The sequence below is a fragment of the Streptomyces zaomyceticus genome, assembly GCF_014656215.1.
In the GTDB taxonomy this organism is placed as follows: Bacteria; Actinomycetota; Actinomycetes; order Streptomycetales; family Streptomycetaceae; genus Streptomyces; species Streptomyces zaomyceticus.
In genome coordinates this window covers 61,159-81,592 of sequence record NZ_BNBZ01000006.1, presented here as the reverse complement: position 1 = coordinate 81,592, position 20,434 = coordinate 61,159, and the positions used below count along the sequence as shown (strand labels likewise).

The 20,434-nt window shown below is 74.2% G+C and carries 19 protein-coding genes; 8 read left to right on the top strand and 11 right to left on the bottom strand.

The annotated features are described in order from the left end of the window. Nucleotides 1-4 precede the first annotated feature (4 nt). Nucleotides 5-454, top strand: coding sequence for an Lrp/AsnC family transcriptional regulator (locus IE311_RS10625; RefSeq protein WP_189831369.1), 450 nt, complete (start codon nucleotides 5-7; stop codon nucleotides 452-454). Here IE311_RS10625 and IE311_RS10620 read toward each other — a convergent pair. The 4 genes from IE311_RS10620 to IE311_RS10605 all read right to left on the bottom strand — a co-directional run bounded on the left by IE311_RS10620 (nucleotide 444) and on the right by IE311_RS10605 (nucleotide 6,889). Then, complete coding sequence (locus IE311_RS10620) at nucleotides 444-3,491, bottom strand: AAA family ATPase (protein ID WP_189831368.1); 3,048 nt, start codon at nucleotides 3,489-3,491, stop codon at nucleotides 444-446. The two genes, IE311_RS10625 and IE311_RS10620, sit on opposite strands and share 11 nt — an antisense overlap. Further along, on the bottom strand, nucleotides 3,488-4,666 hold the full coding sequence (locus tag IE311_RS10615; RefSeq protein WP_189831367.1) for an exonuclease SbcCD subunit D: 1,179 nt from the start codon (nucleotides 4,664-4,666) through the stop codon (nucleotides 3,488-3,490). The genes IE311_RS10620 and IE311_RS10615 overlap by 4 nt, the downstream gene beginning before the upstream one ends. 214 nt (nucleotides 4,667-4,880) lie before the next feature. Then, nucleotides 4,881-5,507: a YigZ family protein gene (locus IE311_RS10610; RefSeq protein ID WP_189831366.1), complete on the bottom strand. Its 627-nt coding sequence runs from the start codon at nucleotides 5,505-5,507 to the stop codon at nucleotides 4,881-4,883. Between the two features lie 56 nt (nucleotides 5,508-5,563). After that, entirely contained in the window at nucleotides 5,564-6,889 is a 1,326-nt protein-coding gene (locus IE311_RS10605) for a PucR family transcriptional regulator (protein WP_229901844.1), read from the bottom strand. A 182-nt stretch (nucleotides 6,890-7,071) separates the two neighbouring features. Here IE311_RS10605 and IE311_RS10600 point away from each other — a divergent pair, with 182 nt between their 5' ends. From IE311_RS10600 to IE311_RS10590, 3 genes are all read left to right on the top strand, one after another. Further along, on the top strand, nucleotides 7,072-8,571 hold the full coding sequence (locus tag IE311_RS10600) for a long-chain-fatty-acid--CoA ligase (protein WP_189831365.1): 1,500 nt from the start codon (nucleotides 7,072-7,074) through the stop codon (nucleotides 8,569-8,571). Nucleotides 8,572-8,602: 31 nt separating this feature from the next. Continuing rightward, the gene (locus IE311_RS10595) at nucleotides 8,603-10,102 is read left to right on the top strand and encodes a carboxylesterase/lipase family protein (protein ID WP_189831364.1); all 1,500 of its coding nucleotides are present in this window, start codon (nucleotides 8,603-8,605) and stop codon (nucleotides 10,100-10,102) included. 190 nt (nucleotides 10,103-10,292) lie between these two features. Continuing rightward, entirely contained in the window at nucleotides 10,293-10,733 is a 441-nt protein-coding gene (locus IE311_RS10590; protein ID WP_189831363.1) for a CoA-binding protein, read from the top strand. A gap of 49 nt (nucleotides 10,734-10,782) precedes the next feature. On the opposite strand, the gene IE311_RS10585 is transcribed toward IE311_RS10590, so the two are convergent. Beyond that, nucleotides 10,783-11,346, bottom strand: coding sequence for a YbaK/EbsC family protein (locus IE311_RS10585; protein WP_189831362.1), 564 nt, complete (start codon nucleotides 11,344-11,346; stop codon nucleotides 10,783-10,785). A 43-nt stretch (nucleotides 11,347-11,389) separates the two neighbouring features. Continuing rightward, the gene (locus IE311_RS10580) at nucleotides 11,390-11,962 is read right to left on the bottom strand and encodes a helix-turn-helix domain-containing protein (RefSeq protein WP_189831361.1); all 573 of its coding nucleotides are present in this window, start codon (nucleotides 11,960-11,962) and stop codon (nucleotides 11,390-11,392) included. Between the two features lie 104 nt (nucleotides 11,963-12,066). On the opposite strand from IE311_RS10580, the gene IE311_RS10575 reads away from it, so the two are divergent. Next, complete coding sequence (locus IE311_RS10575; protein ID WP_189831360.1) at nucleotides 12,067-12,930, top strand: DMT family transporter; 864 nt, start codon at nucleotides 12,067-12,069, stop codon at nucleotides 12,928-12,930. A 7-nt stretch (nucleotides 12,931-12,937) separates the two neighbouring features. Here IE311_RS10575 and IE311_RS10570 read toward each other — a convergent pair whose 3' ends face one another. After that, the gene (locus tag IE311_RS10570) at nucleotides 12,938-13,705 is read right to left on the bottom strand and encodes an acyltransferase (protein ID WP_189831359.1); all 768 of its coding nucleotides are present in this window, start codon (nucleotides 13,703-13,705) and stop codon (nucleotides 12,938-12,940) included. A 131-nt stretch (nucleotides 13,706-13,836) separates the two neighbouring features. Here IE311_RS10570 and IE311_RS10565 point away from each other — a divergent pair, with 131 nt between their 5' ends. After that, entirely contained in the window at nucleotides 13,837-14,364 is a 528-nt protein-coding gene (locus IE311_RS10565; RefSeq protein WP_189831358.1) for a gamma carbonic anhydrase family protein, read from the top strand. A gap of 106 nt (nucleotides 14,365-14,470) precedes the next feature. On the opposite strand, the gene IE311_RS10560 is transcribed toward IE311_RS10565, so the two are convergent. After that, a complete protein-coding gene (locus IE311_RS10560) occupies nucleotides 14,471-15,121 on the bottom strand; it encodes a DedA family protein (protein WP_189831560.1) in 651 nt (216 codons plus the stop codon). Nucleotides 15,122-15,315: 194 nt separating this feature from the next. Further along, a complete protein-coding gene (locus IE311_RS10555) occupies nucleotides 15,316-15,768 on the bottom strand; it encodes a DUF4442 domain-containing protein (protein ID WP_189831357.1) in 453 nt (150 codons plus the stop codon). Between the two features lie 107 nt (nucleotides 15,769-15,875). Here IE311_RS10555 and IE311_RS10550 point away from each other — a divergent pair, with 107 nt between their 5' ends. Both IE311_RS10550 and IE311_RS10545 read left to right on the top strand, forming a co-directional pair. Beyond that, nucleotides 15,876-17,027, top strand: coding sequence for a hypothetical protein (locus IE311_RS10550; RefSeq protein ID WP_189831356.1), 1,152 nt, complete (start codon nucleotides 15,876-15,878; stop codon nucleotides 17,025-17,027). A gap of 279 nt (nucleotides 17,028-17,306) precedes the next feature. Continuing rightward, nucleotides 17,307-18,713 carry an MFS transporter gene (locus tag IE311_RS10545; protein ID WP_189831355.1) on the top strand — a complete coding sequence of 469 codons (1,407 nt, stop codon included), beginning with the start codon at nucleotides 17,307-17,309 and terminating at the stop codon, nucleotides 18,711-18,713. On the opposite strand, the gene IE311_RS10540 is transcribed toward IE311_RS10545, so the two are convergent. Both IE311_RS10540 and IE311_RS10535 read right to left on the bottom strand, forming a co-directional pair. Next, a complete protein-coding gene (locus IE311_RS10540; protein ID WP_189831354.1) occupies nucleotides 18,675-19,520 on the bottom strand; it encodes a spermidine synthase in 846 nt (281 codons plus the stop codon). The two genes, IE311_RS10545 and IE311_RS10540, sit on opposite strands and share 39 nt — an antisense overlap. A gap of 24 nt (nucleotides 19,521-19,544) precedes the next feature. After that, nucleotides 19,545-20,270 (bottom strand): DNA alkylation repair protein, encoded by a 726-nt coding sequence (locus IE311_RS10535; RefSeq protein WP_189831353.1) that lies wholly within the window; start codon nucleotides 20,268-20,270, stop codon nucleotides 19,545-19,547. Nucleotides 20,271-20,434 lie beyond the last annotated feature (164 nt).

Here is a 20,434-nt window from a genome sequence, read left to right as displayed (position 1 = left end):
CTGTATGACCAGCGAGTACACCCCCGATGCCACCGACTGGCACATCCTCGAAGCCCTCCAGTCCGAGGGCCGCGCCAGCTTCGCCGAGCTGGCCCGCACCGTGTCGATGTCCCCGTCCGCGGTGACCGAACGGGTGCGGCGCCTGGAGGAGGCCGGGGTGATCGCCGGGTACACGGCGATCGTCGACCAGGACCGGCTCGGGCTGCCGATCCTCGCCTTCGTACGGCTCCGCTACCCGCACGGCAACTACAAGCCGTTCCACGACCTGCTCGACGCGACGCGGGAGGTCCTGGAGGCCCACCACGTCACCGGTGACGACTGTTTCGTCCTCAAGGTCGCCGCGCGCTCCATGAGGCACCTGGAGGAGATCACCGGAAAGATCTCCACGCTGGGCTCGGTGACCACGAGCGTCGTCTACTCCTCACCGCTCCCCCGGCGTTCGCTCAGCCGCTGAGCGCGTCCCCGCCCGTACGCAGCCGCACCGCCGAGCCGTCCCGCGCCTTGACGACCTCGAGCTGGGCCGGGATACGGCGGCGCAGGTCGCCGACGTGGCTGACGATGCCGACGCTGCGGTCGCGCTCGCGCAGCGAGTCGAGGACGTCGAGGACCTCGTCGAGCGTCTGCTCGTCGAGGCTGCCGAAGCCCTCGTCGATGAAGAGGGTGTCGAGCCGTACGCCGCCCGCCTCCTCCGTGACGACGTCGGCGAGGCCGAGGGCGAGGGCGAGGGAGGCGAAGAAGGTCTCGCCCCCGGAGAGCGTGGCGGTGTCGCGCTCGTTTCCGGTCCAGGCGTCGACGACGTGCAGACCGAGGCCGGCCCGCTTGCCGCCGGAGCGCGCGTCGGAGTGGACGAGGGTGTAGCGGCCGGAGGACATCCGCTGGAGGCGGGCGGTCGCGGCGGCCGCGACCTGCTCGAGGCGGGCCGCCAGGACGTACGACTCCAGGCGCATCCGGCGCTCGTTCTCGGTGGAGGTGCCCGCGGTGAGGGCGGCGAGGCGGGCCACCCGGTCGTACTCCTCACGGAGCGGCCCGAGCCGGCGGACCTCGCTCAGGGCCTGCCGGGAGAGCCCGGCGAGTCCGGTGCTCCGCTCCTGGGCGGCGGCGAGGGCGGCGGCGGCCTCGCGGAGGGCGCGTTCGGCCGCCGCGTGGGCGGTCTGCGCGGCGGCGGGGTCGGCGGGCGGAAGGGCCGCGGCGGCCGCGGTGCCGGGCTCGGCGAGCCGGTCCGCGACGGCGGCGGCCTCGGCCTGCCAGGCGTCCACGCGCTGCTGGTGTTCCCTGCGGTCTCCCTCGCGCAGCAGGGCCGCGGCGGCCTCGGCCGGGGTGGCGAAGCCCGCGCGGTAGGCGGCGTCGGCGAGCCGGTCGTCGGCCTCCTTGAGCCGCTGGGCGGCGATCTCGGCGGAGCGTACGGCCCCGGTGGCGTCGACGAGGAGCGCGATCCGCCGCTCCAGACGGGTGGCGTGCTCGGCGACACTGGCGAACTCCCCACGCCCCCGGGCGAGTTCCTCGTCGAGCGAGCTCTGCTCGCGGTCCAGGGCCTCGCGCCGCGAGGTCCGCGCGGCGACCCGCCGCTCGGCCTCACGCTGTGCGCCGACCCGTTCCTCGTGCTCCCGCTCGGCGTGCGCGAGCGTCTCCCGGGCTGTGTGGGTCTGTCCGGCGAGGGCGTGCGCCTCGGCGTGGAGCCTTCCCAACTCCTCGACCTGAAGGGTCAGTTCACCGACACTCGGCTCGGTCTCCGCGGGCTCGTCCGCGGCGCCTCCCGCCTGGACCTCGGCGCGGGCCGCGGACCAGGACTCATGGGTGACGGCCAGCGCGCGTTCGGCGGCCGTGCGGGTCTCCTCGGCGTGGGTGTAGGTCGCGTAGGCGGCGTCCTCGGCGGCTCGGTCGACATGGCCCGCGGTGGTCCGGGCCGGCTCCGGGTGGGCCGTGGACCCGCAGACCTGGCAGGGTTCGCCGGGGCTGAGGGTGACCGCGAGCTCGGCGGCGATGCCCTCCAGGCGGCGGGACTTGACGTCCAGCCAGCTCTCGTGGGCGGCGTTCCGCCGCTCGCGGGCGTCCGCGAGGCGCGCTTCGGCCGACCGGGTGTCCTGGGCGAGCGTGTCACGGCGGCGGGCCGCGGCGAGCCTGCGGCGGGCCGGCTCGAGGCGGCCCGCGAGATGCTCGGCGCGGGCGGCGTCGTCCCGCGCGGCCTCGACGCCGTGGAGGAGCGCGGCCCGGCGCGGCTCCCATCCGGAGAGCCAGTCGGCCGCGTCCCGGAGGACCTCGTCGTCGGCGCGCGCCTCGCGCGCGAGGACGGCCCGCTCCTCGGCGATCGTGGCGGCCCTGCGCTCGGCGCGGCGGGCCGCCTCGAGACCGCCGAGCTCCTCGCGCAGCCGGTGTTCGACGGCGGAGAGGTGCTCGGCCCCGGCGTCGGCGAGGTCGGGGCGCAGCTGGGCGCGGGAGCGTTCGCGTGCGGTGTGCGCGGTGGCGTACTCGCGCTCGGCGTCCTGGCGCAGCCCGAGCGCGGGGGCCACCCGGTCCGCCTTGAGGCTGCGGTCGAGGGCGGCCTGGAGACGGTCGCGCTCGGGGGCGCGGGCGGTGAGCCGCTCGTGGCGCAGGAGCGCGTCGGCGTGCCGGGCCTGGCGGGCCGCCAGGTCGTTCTCGGCGTCGAGGGCGCCGCGCGCGGCGGCCTGCCGGCTCTCCGCCGCGTCGAGCCGTCCGCGCGCGATGTCGAGTGCCTCGCGGGCCTCGGTGCGGGCGACGGCGGCCCAGGTGAGGACCGCGTCCGCGAGCCCGGGGTCGCCGGGACGCCCCTCCACGGAGGTACCGGCGACGCCGAGGCCACCGGCGGCCTGGCCCATGCGGTGGGCGAGGGCGAGGAGCCGCTCGTCCCCCTCCTCGACCTGCTGCTGGGCCGCGCGCCGCAGTTCGGCGAGGCGATCCTCGACGGCGGCGAACCGACGGGTGTCGAAGAGCCGGCCGAGGAGCTTGCCCCGGGCCTCGGCGTCGGCGCGCAGGAAGCGGGCGAAGTCGCCCTGCGGCAGGAGGACGACCTGGCAGAACTGCTCGCGGCTCATGCCGACGAGCTGTGTGATCTCCTCGCCGATCTCCTGGTGGGAGCGGCTGAGGCCGGTCCACGCGCGCGTGGCGGGGTCGTACTCGCGCAGCCAGGTCTGGGCCTTCTCGGTGGTGAGGCCGCCGCCCCGCTTCTTGGGGCGCTGCTGGGCCGGACGCCGGGTGATCTCCAGGCGCCGGTCCCCCACGGTCAGTTCGAGGAGGACCTCGGTGGAGGTGCCGACGGGGGCGTGGTCGCTGCGCAGGGACGCGCCGGGGGTCTGGCGGACGCCGGGCACGCTCCCGTACAGGGCGAAGCAGACCGCGTCCAGGACGGAGGTCTTGCCGGCCCCGGTCGGACCGTGGAGGAGGAAGAGCCCCGCGGTGGACAGGGCGTCGAAGTCGACGGTCTGCGTGCCGCCGAAGGGGCCGAACGCGGTGATCTCCAGGCGGTGCAGCCTCACCGGCCCACCTCGCGCTCGGCCGCGTCGACCCGTACGTCGTCGAAGGCGCCGTACAGGACGGTCCGCTCGGCCCCGTCGAGGGCCGCGCCGCCGCGCACATGGGCCACGAAGTCCTCCGCGATCTGCTGGTCGGTGCGGTCCCTGAGCCGCTGGGCGTAGGAGGCGCCCGTGTCGGCGTCGCCGCGCTCGGGGTCGAAGACCAGGTGCAGGGTGTGCGGGAAGCGCTCGGCGAGCCGGGCCATCGGGTCGGCCGGCCGCACCGGGTCGGTGAGCGTGGCCTCGACCCAGGACCGCTCGTGCGGCGCGAGCCCGGGGTCGGCGAGGAGGTCGTCGAGCCGCCCCCTGATCCGGGCGAGAGGACGCGGGACGGGGCAGTCGAGGCGTTCGGCGCCGGTGATCGCCCCGTCGGGGCCGGCCGCGCCCAGGTCGACGAGCCACATCGACTTGCGGTGGTCTGCCTCGGAGAAGGAGTACGCGAGGGGGGAGCCGGAGTACCGCACGCGCGGGGTGAGGGCCTGGCTGCCGTGCAGGTGCCCGAGCGCCACGTAGTCGACCCCGTCGAAGACCCCGGTGGGGACGGCGGCGACACCGCCGACGGTGATGTCCCGCTCGCTGTCGCTGGCCGCGCCGCCGGCGACGAAGGCATGGGCGAGGACGACGGAGCGGGTGCCGGCGGGGCGGCCGGCCAGGTCGGCGCGGACCCGGTCCATGGCGGCGGCGAGCACGGCCTCGTGCCCGGCCTTCGCGGCGCCGAGCTGTTCCCGGACGAGCGCCGGTTCCAGGTAGGGCAGGCCGTAGAGGGCGACGTCGCCGTGGGCGTCGCCGAGGACGACGGGGGTGCCGATTCCCGCGGGGTCGGTACGGAGGTGGATGCCGGCCCGTTCGATGAGTCCGGCGCCGACGCCGAGACGGCGGGCCGAGTCGTGGTTGCCGGAGATCATGACGGTGGGCACCCCGGCCTCGGCGAGGCGGTGCAGGGCGGTGTCGAAGAGCTCGACGGCGGGCAGCGGGGGCACGGCCCGGTCGTAGACGTCGCCGGCGACGAGGACGGCGTCCACCCCGTGCTCGTGGACGGTCGCGACGAGGTGGTCGAGGAAGGCGGCCTGGGCGTCGAGGAGGCCGACGCGGTGGAAGGAGCGGCCGAGATGCCAGTCCGAGGTGTGCAGGAGCCTCACGTCGCCGTCCCACCCCGCATGTGCGCCGCTCCTCGCCGCCGGTCCCCGTTCGTGTGCGCCCTCCACGCTATCCCGCCGGGGGGTGTGGTCGGGGCCGTACGGGACGGGCGGTGCCGGTCGGGCCCTGGCCTCGAACGGCCGGGCCCCGGGCCCCGGCCTGAGGCACCGGGTGTCGGACCTCACGCCGCACGCGCCGGGTGTCGGACCTCACGCCTCAGGCGTCGCCGTACGCCTCGCCGCCGAGTTCGAACGAGGCGCTGCCCGCCGTGGCATCGGCGAGCCAGGCGCGGAAGGCCGGGACGTCCGAGTCCGGGAGGCCGATCTCGATCGTGACGGCGTCGGTGTACCGCACGTCACGGACGGCGCGCCCGGTCGCCCGCAGATCGTTCTCCAGCTTGCCCGCCCGCTGGTGGTCGACGGTGACGGTGGCGAGCCGGAAGCGCTGCCGGGTCACCGTGCCCAGCGCGTCGAGGGCCTCGCCGACGACCCCGCCGTACGCGCGGATGAGGCCGCCCGCGCCGAGCTTCACACCGCCGTAGTAGCGGGTGACGACGGCGGCGACGTACCGCATCTCGCGGCGCAGAAGCATCTGGAGCATGGGGACGCCGGCCGTGCCGCCGGGCTCACCGTCGTCGCTCGCCTTCTGGACGGAGGCGTCGGCGCCGAGGACGTACGCGAAGCAGTTGTGGCTGGCGGTCGGGTGCTCCCTGCGGACGCGTGCGACGAACTCCTGCGCCTCCCGCTCGTCGGCGACGGGCGCGAGCGCGCAGAGGAAGCGCGAGCGGTTGATCTCGGTCTCGTGCACGCCCTCGTGGGCCAGGGTGAAGTACTGCTCCTGCATCCGGCCAGCCTACGTTCCGGGGCCGCCGCCACCTTCCGGCGGTCGCGGCGGGCCCACTAGGAGGTGTCCGGTTCGCGCTCCCCCGCGGCCGTTTCGGGCGCGGTCGTGAGCCCGGCGTACGGCAGGGCGCGCAGGGCCAGGGCCCAGCCGAGGCGGGCCTCGCCGGACTCGCTGGAGCGTCCGGTCAGCTCGGAGATGCGGCCGATGCGGTTGAGGACGGTGTTGCGGTGGCAGTAGAGCTGCTCGGCGGCCCGGGAGGCCGAACAGCCGTGGTCGAGCCAGGCCCGGAGCGTGGTGAGGAGCGCGGCCCGTTCGCCGCCCGTGGCCAGCACCGGTCCGAGGTGGACGGTGACGATCCGCTCGGCGATGTCGGTGCGCCCGCTGAGCAGCACCTGGGCGAGCCGGTCGTCGAAGACGGCGACCTCACCGCTGCCCGCGGGAAGGGTACGGAGGGTCTGCTCGGCGAGGCGCAGGGCGCGGCCGGCCTGGGAGAGCCGTTCGAACTCCGGGGAGACCCCGGCGGTCGCCCCGGTCCGCTCCTTCAGGGCGGCGAGCAGCGCGCGCGTGGCCGGGTCGGCGCCGCCGCCCGGACGGGCCGGGGAGGTCCGTCCGGCGGGCGCGTCCCGGCGCGGCAGCCGGACGATGCCGGCGTAGCGGCCGGAGCGGGGCCGCCAGTACGACCACATGCCCTGGTCCTCCAGGGCGGGCGAGGGGTGCGGCGGGGCGGCCGGGTCCTGCGCGGCGACCACGACGACGTACCGGTCCACCGGAGGGACACCGAGCGCGGCCGCGGCGGCCGAGGCGACGGCCGGGTCGTCGGCGCGGCCGTCGAGCAGCGCCTCGAAGAGGGCGACCCGGCGGGTGTCCTGGCGGCTCTCCAGCTCCAGCTGGGCGATCCGGTACGCGTCGGCCATGGCGACCGAGTAGCGGTCGATGGTCTCCCAGACACCGCTCGCCATGTCGAGCTCGATGTCCCGGCTGTCGGAGTCGCGTCCGGCCCTGACCCGGAGGTACTCCGCCATGACCTGCCAGAGGACCCGGCCGCCGCGCCGGTAGGCCTGGAGCACGGTGTCGAGCGGCACGCCCTGCTCGGCGCGGCGGCGGCCGGTCTCACGGGCCGCCCACTCGAAGTCCCCGCCGGTCGCGGCGAGGCCGCCGAAGTCCTCCAGTGCGCGCAGCAGGTTGTCGCGGCAGATCTCCCAGAGGTCCTCGCGGGTGACGGGGGCGCCGGAGGCGTACGTGCCGGAGTGGGCGCGGATGTCGTCGACGGCCCGGTCGGTGAGCCGGTCGATGTCGGCGAGCATCGCCGTCGCGAGGGCCTTGCGGAGCGCGCCGGAGCGCGCCCCCGAGGGCTCGCCGGGTACGGCCGGGCTGTGCGTCATGGCTCGCACCGTAGCGCCGGGATTTGGCGAATGCCACGGGTCGGGCCGGACGGCGGGGCCGCTGCCCAGTTCGGCGGGCCGCATGGTGGGCACCTGCACATGGCGTCCGGGTGGGGTCGCGGCGGATTCTGTGGTCACCGATCGTCAACAGAGCTGTTGACTCCGCGTATCTGGAGCGTGCCATGTCACTGAGCGTCGCCGGCGTCCTCGGCGAGTCCGCCCGTCACTTCCCCGACCGGATCGCGGTCGTCGAGGGGGCGACCCGGCTCACCTACGGGGAACTGTGGACGGAGGCGCTGCGCTGCGCCGCCGGGCTGCGCGACGCCGGGGTGAAGCCGGGCGACCGGCTGGCCGTCCTGCTGCCGAACACGATCGAGTTCCTGCGGGTGTACTACGGGGCGCTCGCGGCGGGCGCGACGGTCGTCCCGGTGCACGCGCTGCTCGTCGCCGACGAGGTGCGGTACGTCCTGGAGCACAGCGGCGCGGTGGGCATCGTCAGCGGCGGGCCGCTGTGGGCCGTGGCCGACGAGGCGGCGCGCGCGGCCGGGACACGCGCCTTCCAGGGGGCGCCCTCGGCGCCGGAGCCACTGGCCGCGGCGGAGCCGGCCGAGCCCTCGGACACCGCGGTGATCCTCTACACGAGCGGGACCACGGGCCGCCCGAAGGGGGCCCTGCTCACCCATCTCAACATCGTCATGAACGCCTCCGTGACCTCGCAGGACCTCCTCGGGCTCGGCGTCGGCGACGTGGTCCTCGGCTGTCTGCCGCTCTTCCACAGCTACGGCCAGACCTGCGCGATGAACGGGACGCTCCGCCAGGGCGCGACGCTCGTGCTCATGCCCCGGTTCAGCGGTCCCGCGGCCCTGCGGGTGCTGGCCGACGAGGGCGTGACGGTCTTCATGGGGGTGCCGACGATGTACCACGCCCTGGTGGAGGCGGCGGCCGGTTCGGAGCTGCGCCCGGAGGCCCTGCGCGCCGCCGTGTCGGGCGGCGCGGCGCTGCCGGTCGCCGTTCTCGAGCGCTTCGAGGAGACCTTCCGTACGCAGGTCCTGGAAGGGTACGGACTGACCGAGACGTCGCCGGTCGCGACCTTCAACCAGCCGCACATCGGCCGCCGGCCCGGGACGGTCGGGCACCCGGTGTGGGGGGTCGAGGTGGGCATCGCGGACGCCGCCGTCGACGGGGAGATCCGGCTGCTCGCGGACGGTGGGATCGGCGAGGTCGTGGTGCGCGGGCACAACGTCTTCGCCGGCTACCTCGACGACCCCGGGGCGACGGCGGCGGCGGTCGTGGACGGCTGGTTCCGCACGGGTGACCTGGGCGTACGGGACGAGGACGGCTTCCTGCGGATCGTGGACCGCAAGAAGGACCTGGTCATCCGGGGCGGCTTCAACATCTACCCGCGCGAGGTCGAGGAGGTGCTCGTGCGCCACCCCTCGGTCTCTGAGGTCGCGGTGATCGGCGTCCCCGACGAGGCGAAGGGCGAGGAGGTGTGCGCCGTGGTGGTACGCCGGGAGGGCGCCGCCCCGCTCTCGGCGGAGGAGCTGGTCGACTGGTCGCGGGAGCGGCTCGGCCGGCACAAGTACCCCCGGATCGTGCGGTTCGTCGAGGCACTGCCGCTGGGTCCGACGGGCAAGGTCCTGAAGCGCGCGCTGGTGGCGCAGGCCGGGCCGCGGGCCTGAGACTCCGACGTTCCGAGGAAGGGTGACATCGATGGTGGAGCGCGGACCCGAGGTCCTGACCCGGTACGGATCCCTGTGCGGCGCGGCGAAGGACGGGGTCGCCGCCTTCCTGGGCGTGCCGTACGCGAAGGCCCCGGTGGGCCCCCTGCGGTTCCGCGCTCCGGAGCCGGTCGAGCCCTGGGAGGGGGTGCGGGAGGCCACGGCCTTCGGCGCGACGGCGCCGAAGCGCCCGTACGCCCCACCGCTCGACGCCCTGCTCCCCGACCCCGACGTCGCGGGCGACGACTGCCTCAACCTGAATGTGTGGGCCCCCTGGGACGGGACCGGCGCCGCGGACGGCGACGACGGCGCCGACCGGGGCCCCGGTGGGGGCGGTCGGCCGGTGATGGTCTGGATCCACGGCGGTTCGCTGATCCACGGCTCCTCCGCGGTTCCCGTCTACGACGGCACCGCCTTCGCCCGGGACGGAGTCGTCCTGGTCTCGGTCAACTACCGGCTGGGGATCGAAGGGTTCGGCGTCTTCCCCGACGCCCCGGGAAACATCGGCCTGCGTGACCAGATCGCCGCGCTGTCCTGGGTGCGGGAGAACATCGCGGCCTTCGGCGGGGACCCGGAGCGGGTGACCGTGTTCGGCGAGTCGGCGGGCGCGATCTCGATCGCCGCGCTCCTGGCCTCACCGCTCGCCGAGGGGCTGTTCCGGCGCGCGGTGGTGCAGAGCGGGGCCCCGATCGCCCAGCCGCTCGCCACGGCCCGCCGGACCACGGAGGCGGTGGCCGCCCGGCTCGGGGTGCCGGCCACGGCCGAGGCCTTCGCGGGCGTGGACCGGGCGCGGCTGCTCGCGGCGCAGACCGAGGTGACCGGCAAGGGGTCACCGCTGACCGGCGGGCACTCCTTCCAGATCGTCGTGGACGGGGAGGTGGTGCCGCGCGATCCGGCGGAGGCGCTCGCGGACGGGGCCTCGGCCGGGGTGGATCTGCTGATGGGCACGACCACGGAGGAGTACCGGCTGTGGTTCGTGCCGAGCGGCGTCACGGAACGGGTGGGGCCCGTGGTCCAGCGGCTCCTGCTGCGGAAGGCGAAGGTGCCGTCGCGCGCGGCCCGGGTGTACCGAGCGGGCCGCCCGGGGGAGAAACCCGGTGAGGTCCTCGGCGCGCTCGCCACGGACAAGCTGCTGCGGATCCCGCTGAACAGGCTCGCGGACGCCCGGCTGCGTTCCGGCGGACCCGGCGAAACGTATCTGTACGAGTTCGGCTGGCGCTCCCCCGTGCTCGATCTCGGCGCCTGTCACGCGCTCGAACTCGGTTTCGTCTTCGACACCCTCGACCTTCCGGAGACCCGCGCCCTGACGGGTCCGGACGCGCCCCGCGACCTGGCGGCGGCGATGCACGCGGCCTGGGTCTCCTTCGCCTCGACCGGAGACCCGGGCTGGCGCCCCTGGGACCCGGCCCGCCCGGTGATGACCTTCGGTCCCGGCCTCCCGTCCCTGGTCGAGGCCCCGCGGGAGGCCGAACGCAGGGCGTGGGAGAACTGAGTCCTCCGTAGGGGACGGCCGACCCTCCCGTACGGGACAGCTGATCCTTCCGTACGGGACGGCCGACCCTCCCGTACGGGACAGTCGAACCTCCCCTGCGGGACGGCCCCGCCTCCCGTACGGGAATCACGCCGCGGAACGGCTGGTTGACCGGGATGACTGGCCGCGCCGATGAGAGGCAGCAACAGCGATGAGTGTCGAGACCACGACCACCGGACCGACCGGGTACTCCGCCTCGGAGACGGTACGGCGGATCCTGACGTCCACGGGCGACACATGGGCGGTGGTGGGCCTGTCCTCGAACCGGGCACGGGCCGCGTACGGGGTGGCTGCCGTGCTCCAGCGCTTCGGGAAGCGGATCGTCCCGGTCCATCCGAAGGCGGAGACCGTCCACGGCGAGCGGGGCTACGCCTCCCTCGCCGACATTCCCTTCCCGGTCGACGTCGTCGATGTCTTCGTCAACAGTGAGCTGGCGGGCGGGATCGCCGACGAGGCGGTGGCGATCGGCGCGAAGGCGGTCTGGTTCCAGCTGGACGTCGTCGACGACGACGCCTTCGCCCGCACCCGCGCGGCGGGCCTGGACATGGTCATGGACCGCTGCCCCGCGATCGAGATCCCCCGCCTCGGCTGAGCCCCGCGGGGGCTCCCGAGCCTGTCGTGCGAGGCGGCCCGGGGGCCGCTCAGCCGACGGGGACGCCGAGCCCCTCCAGGACGACCACGCCCGGCAGTTGGGCGAAGGCCTTCCCCGGCACGATCAGCTTGCCGCGCCTCCGGCCGCTGCCGATCAGGACCCACTCGGTGTCCAGCACGGCGGCGTCCACGAGGAGCGGCCAGGCGGCGGGGAGGCCGACGGGCGTGATGCCGCCGTACTCCATGCCGGTCTCACCGGTGGCGGTGTCCATCGGCGCGAACGAGGCCTTGCGCGCGCCGAGATGTTTGCGTACGACCCCGTTGACGTCGACCCGGGTCGCCGACTTCACGACGCACGCGGCCAGGGTGGTGGTCTCGCCGCGCCTGCCCGCGACGACCACGCAGTTGGCGGACGCGTCGAGCAGTTCGGGCCCGTGGTGCTCCACGAAGACGGCCGTGTCGGCGATGTCCGGGTCGGTGTCCACGTACAGGAGCCGGTCGGCCGGTACGGGTCCGCTCCAGGCGCGGACGGCGGCGGCGACGGGGCCGGTCAGCAGGTCGAGGCAGTCGGGGGCGGGCCGGGCGTCGTCGAAGGATCCGATGGGTGCGCGCATGGCCTCACGCTAACAACCGCCGTCCGGGGTGCGGACGGCCGTCTCAGCGTACGGGCGGGATGGAGACCGCCATGGTCATCTCGACCGGCTCGGCGCCGTCGTTGCGGTAGTCGTGCGCCTTGCTCGCCTCGAAGGCGGCGGAGGTGCCGGCCGGCAGGGTGTGCTCCCCGCCGTCGACGACCAGGGTGAGGACGCCGGCGGTGACGTGCAGCAGCTCGACCGTGCCCTCGAGGTGCGGGTCGGAGGCACTTCCCTCACCCGGCATGAGGGTCCAGGACCACAGCTCCAGGGGGCCGCGGGCCTCGGTGCCGACGAGGAGGGTGGTGTGGCTGCCGGTGGAGGTGGACCACATGCGGACGGCCTGGTCCGGGGGGACGAGCCGGACCTGGGGGCCCTGTTCGTAGTCGAGCAGGGTCGTGATGGAGACGCCGAGGGCGTCGGCGAGCTTGACCGTGGTGCCGACGCTGGGGTTCGTCCGGGCCTGCTCGATCTGGATGATCATGCCGCGGCTGACGCCCGCCCGTGCGGCGAGGGCGTCCAGGGTGAGTCCCCGCTCCTTGCGCCAGTGCTTCAGGTTCCGGGCGAGCGACTGCGTGAGCTGATCGAGGTCCGACACATTCCGTCCAATATTTTGGATGACAGAGTTCAATTCACTGAACTACGGTGAGGTGTACCCGAATGTTCACTGCACTGTACTGCCGTCCGTGACTGCGAGGATCCATGACCGCCCTGTTCGCCCTGGCCACCAGCCTTCTGTGGGGCCTCGCCGACTTCGGCGGCGGACTCCTCACCCGCCGCATCCCCGCCCTCACGGTCGTCGTGGTCTCCCAGCTCCTCGCGGTGCTCGTGCTCGGCACCGTCGTCCTCGCGACCGGCGCCTGGACCGAGGCGGGCCCCCAGCTCTGGTACGCGGTCGGGGCGGGCGTCGTCGGCCCGGCGGCCATGCTCGCCTTCTACAAGGCGCTCGCCCTCGGCCCGATGGGCGTGGTCTCCCCGCTGGGCTCGCTCGGGGTCGTCGTCCCGGTCTCCGTCGGCCTCCTCGTCGGCGACCGCCCGGGTCTCGTGCAGTTCGCCGGCATCGGGGTGGCGATCGTCGGCGTCCTCCTCGCCGGAGGACCCGAGCTGCGCGGCGCGCCCGTCCAGCGCCAGGCCGTCCTGTTGACCCTGGTCGCGGCCTTCGGCTTCGGCTCGGTGATGGCGCTGATCGCCGAGGCCTCCACGACCGTCACCGGGCTCTTCCTCGCCCTGTTCGTCCAGCGCGTCACCAACGTCCTGGTGGGCGGCGGAGCCCTGTACGCCTCCGTGCGGCGCGGCGGCCGGGCCCTGCCCGAGGAGGGCCCCCGGGTGGTCCGCGCGGCCCTCCCCGCGCTCGCCTTCGTCGGCCTGGCCGACGTCGCCGCGAACGGTACGTACGCGATCGCCGCCCAGCAGGGCCCGGTGACCGTGGCCGCCGTCCTCGCCAGCCTCTACCCGGTCGTCACGGCCCTCGCCGCCTACGGCGTCCTCAAGGAACGCCTCCGGGCCGTCCAGGCGGCGGGTGCGGGCCTCGCCCTGGTGGGCACGGTCCTGCTGGCGACGGGCTGAAAGCCCCTCAGGACAGCCCGGACACACCCTGGCGCGACCGCTCGGCCTCCCACGCGGCCAGCGCCGCGAGCTGTTCCGAGGTCACGTGATCCGGGATCGGGACCGGGGGCGGGGTCCGCAGGGGCGGCTGCCAGCCCTTCTCGGGATCCCAGCTGCGGACGACCCTCGCCGGGGCGCCCGCGACCACCGAGTGGTCGGGGACCTCGCCGCGTACCACCGCGCCCGCCGCGACGACCACGTTCCGGCCGAGGCGCGCGCCGGGAAGGATCACCGCGCCGGTGCCGAGCCAGCAGCCGGGGCCGATCGTGACCGGCTCGGAGCGCGGCCACTGGCGGCCGACCGGCTCGTCGGGGTCGTCGTAACTGTGGTTGGTCGAGGTGATGTAGACGTACGGGCCGCAGTACGTGTCCGAGCCGATGCTCACCTTCGCGTCGGCGATCACATGACTCCCCCGGCCGAGGACCACCCCGTCGCCGAGCGTCAGGACCGTCTCCGTCCCGAGGTCGAGACCCGGCAGCATCCCGGCCGTCAGCGTGACCTGCTCGGCGACGATGCAGCATTCGCCGATCTCGATCCACCGCTCGCCGAAGACCGTGCCCTGCGGGAAGGCGAGCCGGGTGCCCGCGCCGAGCCGGCGGAAGCTCAGCTTCCCCGGGTGTTCGGCGGTGACGGAGCCGGCCTCCTGCACCCAGCGCCAGCCACCCTGTACGGCACGGGCGAGGACCCGGCGTCGCCAGGCGGCGAGGGATGAGAACGTGTTTCGGTTCCTGGGCACCCGGACACCGTAGTCGGCGCCGTCGTGCCTGATCAGTGCGGTGCGCTGTGATGTCCGTCATGAGCACGGCATAGGCTGCCGCCGGGGGCACCCCCGGGCGTGACACGACGGCTGACGATCAGGAGCGAACCATGACAGAGGCGTTGATCAAGGGTGTGGGCGGCAAGGAGCCGCGGATCGACCCGACCGCCTTCACCGCCCCGACCTCCGTGGTGCTCGGCGAGGTGACGCTCGGCGCCCGGGCGAGCGTCTGGTACCACGCGGTGCTGCGGGCGGACTGCGGCCCCATCGCCGTCGGCGAGGACTCCAACATCCAGGACAACTGCACCGTCCATGTCGACCCCGGGTTCCCCGTCTCGATCGGGGCCCGCGTGACCGTCGGCCACAACGCGACCGTGCACGGCTGTGTCATCGAGGACGACGTGCTCGTCGGCATGGGGGCGACCGTCCTCAACGGCGCTCGGATCGGTGCCGGTTCGCTGGTCGCCGCGCAGGCGCTCGTCCCGCAGGGGATGGAGATCCCGCCGGGCTCGCTCGTCGCCGGCGTCCCGGCGAAGGTGCGCCGTCCGCTGACCGAGGAGGAGAAGGCGGGCATCCGCCTGAACTCCGAGATGTACCTGCTGCTGGCCAAGGGCCACGCGGAGGCCTTCGAGGACTGAGCCCCGCGCCCCTTCCGGACGCGAGGGCGGGTATGCGGGTATACGGAGGAGGGCGGCACCCGTCGACGGGTGCCGCCCTCCTCCGCGTGTCCACCGCGTCCCGGTGTCAGTCCGCGACCGCGACCGGCTCCGGCTCGGGAGTCTCCACCCGCTCCGCCGCCTTCTTGGCGCGGTTCTTGACGATCAGCATGGAGGCCACGCCGATCAGCACGGCGAGGACGAGGCCGAGCCACGAGAAGCGCTTGAGCCAGGCCTCGGCGACGATGCCGACCGAGTAGATGACGGCCGTCGTGCCGCCGGCCCACAGGATGCCGCCGAAGACATTGGCGATGAGGAACTTCCAGTACGGCATCTGCAGCACGCCCGCGAGCGGCCCGGCGAAGATGCGGAGCAGGGCGATGAAGCGGCCGAAGAAGACCGCCCACATGCCCCACTTCTGGAAGGAGCGCTCGGCGAGGGCGATATTGGCCTCGCTGAAGTGCTTGGGGAACTTCTTCCCCAGCCAGGCGAGCAAGGGCCGTCCGCCCTTGCGGCCGATCGCGTAGCCGATGGAGTCACCGATGATCGCGCCGGCGACGGCGCAGGCGCCGAGCACGTACGGATTGATGTCGCCGTGCTGCGAGGCGAGCAGCGCCGAGCTCACGAGCACGATCTCTCCCGGCAGCGGGATGCCCAGGCTCTCCAGCCCGATCACCACCCCCACAAGGACGTAGACGGCGACCGCGGGGATCGTCTCCAGCCACTCCTGGACGTGCAACGCGGCTTCCTCCCGTTTGGACTGCCCTGCCGCGCCCGGCCCGTGGTCGGGGGCCCTGGCGCCGGCGTGCACCTCGGCGGGCACGCCGGGGCAGCCTACCCGGTCGGGGCGGCGGACCTTCGACGTCGGGCGCCCGGAGCACGGCCGCCCCCGCACCCTGGTCGGGTACGGGGGCGGGGGCGCGACGTCCGAGGTCAGGCGTTCGGGCGGAGCGTCCAGACGACGGTCATCTCGCCGGTCACGGCGCCGTCCTCGCGGGTGATCTCGATCCGCACCGGGAACTCGGGCCGCTGCCCGGCGTCGAGCTCGGCGACGACGTCGGCGGCCGGACGGCCGAGGGTGGCGGTGGCCGTGACGATGCCCATGGCGAGCTTCTTGTAGCCGATCTCGGCCTTGACGGCGAGCGGCACGGCGCGGCTCAGCTGGTCGCCGAAGGCGGCGAGCACGATGGCGCCGCTGGCGGACTCGGCGAGCGTGAACATCGCTCCGGCGTGCGGGCCGCCGACGTGGTTGTGGTAGGCGGGCTGGTCCGGCAGGCGCACGACGGCGCGCTCGGCGGTGGTCTCCAGGAACTCGAGGTTCAGGGTTCCGGCCATGGGGACCGTGGCGGCGAGCATCTCGCCGACGGACATCTGGTCTGCGCTCATGGATGGTGATGTTACCCACCGGTAGCAGCCTTGGCCATCCCTCCCTCGTCGCCCGGCCCGGGGGCGGACGTGGTCCAGCCGCCTCCGCACCTCTATGGTTACTGGCCATGTGGCCAGGACAGCAGCCGCCCGGGGGCGAGCAGAACCCGCAGGACCAGAGTCAGAACCCCTACCAGCAGTCGGGGTACCAGCAGCCGAACCCGTATCAGCAGCCGCCTGCCCAGCCCGGGTACCCGCAGCAGCCGCCGACACAGCCCGGCTATCCGCAGCAGCCCGCGCAGCCCGGCTACGGGCAGCAGCAGCCGCCCGCACAGCCCGGCCACCCGCAGCAGGGATACGGCCAGCAGCCGGGTTACGGCCCGCCGAACCCGTACCAGCAGCCGACCATGCCCCAGCAGTACGCGGTCCCCGGCCCGGGCCTGCCCGGCGGTCCCGACGGCGGGAAGAAGAAGCAGACGACGCTCGTGGCGATCGTCGCCGCGACCGCCGTGGTCGTCGCCGCCGGCGTCACCGGCTTCCTCGTCCTCGGCAAGGACGACGACAAGAACCAGGTCGCCGACGACAAGAAGCCGTCCGTGACGGCCTCCGCCCCGACGGACCCGTCGACCCAGCCGAGCGAGAGCCCGTCCGGGATCGACAATCCGCGCGACGGCGCGAGCCACCAGCCGACCATCCCCGGCTGGAAGGTCGTCTACAACCCCAAGTACGGCACCCTCTTCGACGTACCGCCGGAGTGGGAGGTGCTGAAGCCCGGGTCGATCACCGCCTTCGACGACGAGAAGAAGAACGACGGCACTCCTCTCGTGACGATGTCGTCGCCGACGCGGCTCAAGAGCAAGTGGTGCACGTACGACGTGGACAAGAACGGCACCGAGGAGACCTGGGGCCTGAGCACCGCCGGCACCAAGGGCGGCCAGGGCGCCAAGAACACCTCGGACGCCGCCTACAGCGAGGCCGCCACGTGGGTGTGGGGCGGCTACGCGCAGCACATGCCGCAGAAGACCATCAAGATCACCAAGGCGGTGCCGTACACCACGAAGTCCGGCCTCCAGGGCAGCATGGCGACCGCGACGGCGCCGGGCGTCAAGAAGCGCAACAAGTGCGAGACGGACGGCAAGTCGATCGCCTTCACCTTCAAGAACGCCAAGGGCGACTTCTCCACCTGGCTGCTCTACGGGGCCGACGGCGTGGCGGACGAGCTGCCGGACGCCACGATCAAGCAGATCCTCTCCACGGTCCGCCTGGCCCCGCAGTCCTGAGGCACCGGGAGCTCCGGTCCGGACGGCCCGAACCACCGTCCGGACCGGAGCCTCGCCGTGCGAGCCGGGGCCTCACCGCCCGGACCGGATCCTCGCCGTGCGAGCCGGGGCCTCGTCGCACAGGCCGGGGCCTCACCGTCCGGACACCCGGTCCCGGCTCGCCCGGCCGGGTTCCGGCTCGCCCGGCCGGCCGTTCCCGCACCTCGCGGTCCGGTCGGCGGAACGGACCGTCCGGATATCGGGTTGGCATCCTGGCGGCCCGACAGGGATAGTCCCGGGGTGACCAGACCCGCCGCCTCCCCGCACAGCACCCCGCTCGGCTCCCGCCGCCCCGAGTGGGCCGGACGCAACTACGTCCTTCTCACCGCCGCCACGATCGTGACCAACCTCGGCACGCACGGCGCGCTGATCGCCACGACCTGGGCGGTGTTCGACACCGGCGGCGACGCGGGCGACGTGGGTCTCGTCGCGATGGCGCGCTTCCTCCCGCTCGTCCTCTTCCTGCTGATCGGCGGCGCCGTCGCCGACCGGGTGCCCCGGCACCGGGTGATGGTCGCCGCCAACGCCCTCAACTGCGTCTCGCAGGCCCTCTTCGCCGCACTCGTGCTCTCCGGGCATGCCCAGATCTGGCAGATGATGGTGCTCACCGCGCTCTGCGGCACCGGACAGGCCTTCTTCAACCCTGCGGCCGAGGGCATGCTGATGTCCAGCGTCACCGGGGAGCAGGCCGGCCGCGCGTTCGCCGTCTACCGGATGGCCATGCACGGCGCGTCCATCGGCGGCGCCGCCCTGGGCGGTGCGCTCGTCGCCTTCGTCGGACCAGGCTGGGTCCTGCTGATCGACGCCGTCGCCTTCGCCGTCGCGGGCGGGCTGCGCGCCTTCCTGGACGTGAGCGGCATCCCCGAGCGCGCTCCCGGCGGCGGTCTCTTCGCCGATCTGCGGGAGGGCTGGCACGAGTTCGTCGGCCGGCCCTGGCTGTGGTCGATCGTCGCCCAGTTCTCCGTCGTGGTGGGACTGATCGGAGCGGTCGAGTCGGTGTACGGACCGCTGGTCGCCAAGGCCGATCTCGGCGGCGCGCGCCCGTGGGGCATCGCGCTCGCCGCGTACGGCGTGGGCACGGTCGCGGGCGCCGTCCTGATGACCCGGTGGAAGCCGCGCCGGATGCTGCTCGTCGGAACCCTCGGTGTCTTCCCGATCGCCCTGCCCTCGGCCGCACTCGCCGTACCCCTCGACGCGGCGGGGCTCACGGCCGCGATGTTCGTGAGCGGCGTGGCCATCGAGATCTTCGGGGTCTCGTGGATGACGACGATGCACCAGGAGATCCCCGAGGAGAAGCTCTCCCGGGTCTCGGCCTACGACTGGTTCGGCTCCACGGCGCTGCTGCCGCTGACGACGGCGCTCGCGGGCCCGGCGGAGAGCGCGTTCGGCCGGAGCGAGGCCCTGTGGGGCGCGGCGGCGCTGATGGTGCTCGTCACGGCCCTCGTGCTGCTGGTGCCGGACGTCCGGAACATGACCCGGCGCACGTACACGAAGGAGATCACGGGTGCGGATCCGTCGGCCGCGAAGGCCGAGACGGCCACGCGTGCCGCGACGGCCGCGCTCGCTCAGGCCTCCGCTCCCGCGGTCGCACCCGCCCCGGCCCCGGCCTCAGCCGATTCCGAAGGCGCCCTCCGGCGGGACGGGTGACGGTACGGCCCCGGCGTCCAGGACCGGTTCCGCGGCTCCGGTGAACCGGCGGAGCGTCTCCCCGTGCTCCACGCGCGCGGGGAACGCGTCCGCCGCGGCCCGGCGCGCCAGGTGGGCGATGTCGATCTCCCGGCCGGAGGCGACCAGGACCGCGTTCCCGAAGCGGCGGCCGCGCAGGACGGCGGGCTCGGCGACCAGTGCCAGCTCGGGGAAGACGGCGGCGAAGGTGGCGAGCTGGGAGCGGAGGAAGGCGAAGGGCGCCCCGTCGGCCAGATTGGCGGCGTAGATGCCGTCGGGTCGCAGGACGCGCCCGACCTCGCGCGCGTACTCGACGGAGGTGAGGTGCGCGGGCACCCGTGAGCCGCCGAAGACGTCGCCGACGACGAGGTCGGCGGAATCGGCGGGGGCCTCCTCCAGCCAGCGCCGGGCGTCCGCGCCGTGCACGGTGATCCCGGAGCCCTCGGGCAGCGGCAGGTGTTCGGCGACGAGACCGAGCAGCGCCCGGTCCGCCTCGACGACGTCCTGGCGCGAGCCGGGGCGGGTGGCGGCGACGTAGCGGGGCAGGGAGAGCGCCCCGCCGCCCAGGTGCAGGACGTCCAGCGGCTCGCCGTCGTCGGCGGCGCCGTCGACGACGTGCGCGAGCCGGCGCGCGTACTCGAACTCCAGGTACGCCGGGTCGTCGAGGTCGACGTACGACTGGGGGGCGCCGTCGACCGTCAGGAGCCAGGCCCGCTCCCGGTCCACGTCGGGCATGAGGCGCGCGGTGCCCTGGTCGACCTCGCGGAGGACGGGAATGTGCTCGTTCACGCCCTCATTGTGCCGGGGGCGGGATCAGAGGTGCTTGAGGGCCTCTCGTACGGAGAGGGGGGAGAGCCGCGTGGAGTGCGCGGCGACGAAGGCGCGGACCTCGGACGGGGCGGTCTTGGCGTACTCGCGCAGGCTCCAGCCGATGGCCTTGCGGAGGAAGAAGTCCGTGTCGGCGGCGCGGCGCAGGCAGTGGGCGAAGAGCCGGTCGGCGTCGGTCGCCTCTTTGAAGCGCAGCTGGTGCAGGAGCGCGGTGCGGGCCACCCAGAGGTCCTCGTCCTCGATCCACTCGTCCATGCGGGCGCCGAGGGAGGGGTCGGCCGCCACCAGGCCACCGACGACGTGGGCGGCGAGGTGGTCGACGGTGTCCCACCAGGAGACGGTGGTGACGAGCCGTCGGGCGACGGGCAGGAACCCGGAGGAGCAGCGCTTCACGTGGCGCCGCAGATAGTCGACGGCGAAGTAGTGGTACTCGCGCTCGGGCAGGGCGAAGCAGCGCAGGGCGACGGCGGCGCAGTCCCGCTCGTCGGGGCGCGGGGTGCCGTCGAGGACGGTGCGGGACAGGGCCCGGCGTTCGGGGGTGCGAAGGCCGAGGAAGGGGGCGACGCCCTTCATGTACGCGACCATCTCCTGCGCCCGGAACGGGTTCCCGGCGGCCGGGTAGACCGTGGTGAGCCGCTCGAGGACGGTGTCGGCGAGGGCGCTGTCCGGGATGTCGACGAGGGCGCCGACGGGCGTCGCGGTGCCGGTCATGGGGCCTCCCTGTCGTACGGCCTGTCCTGCGTCGTGCACGCGGTCCGTCGGCCCGTCGTCCGCCCTCACATCGGGCGATACGCCGGGCTGTACGTCGGGCGGCGGTGATGCGGCCCGCCTCCGCCGTGGACGGACATGACGCACATTACGGCGATCATACTGAC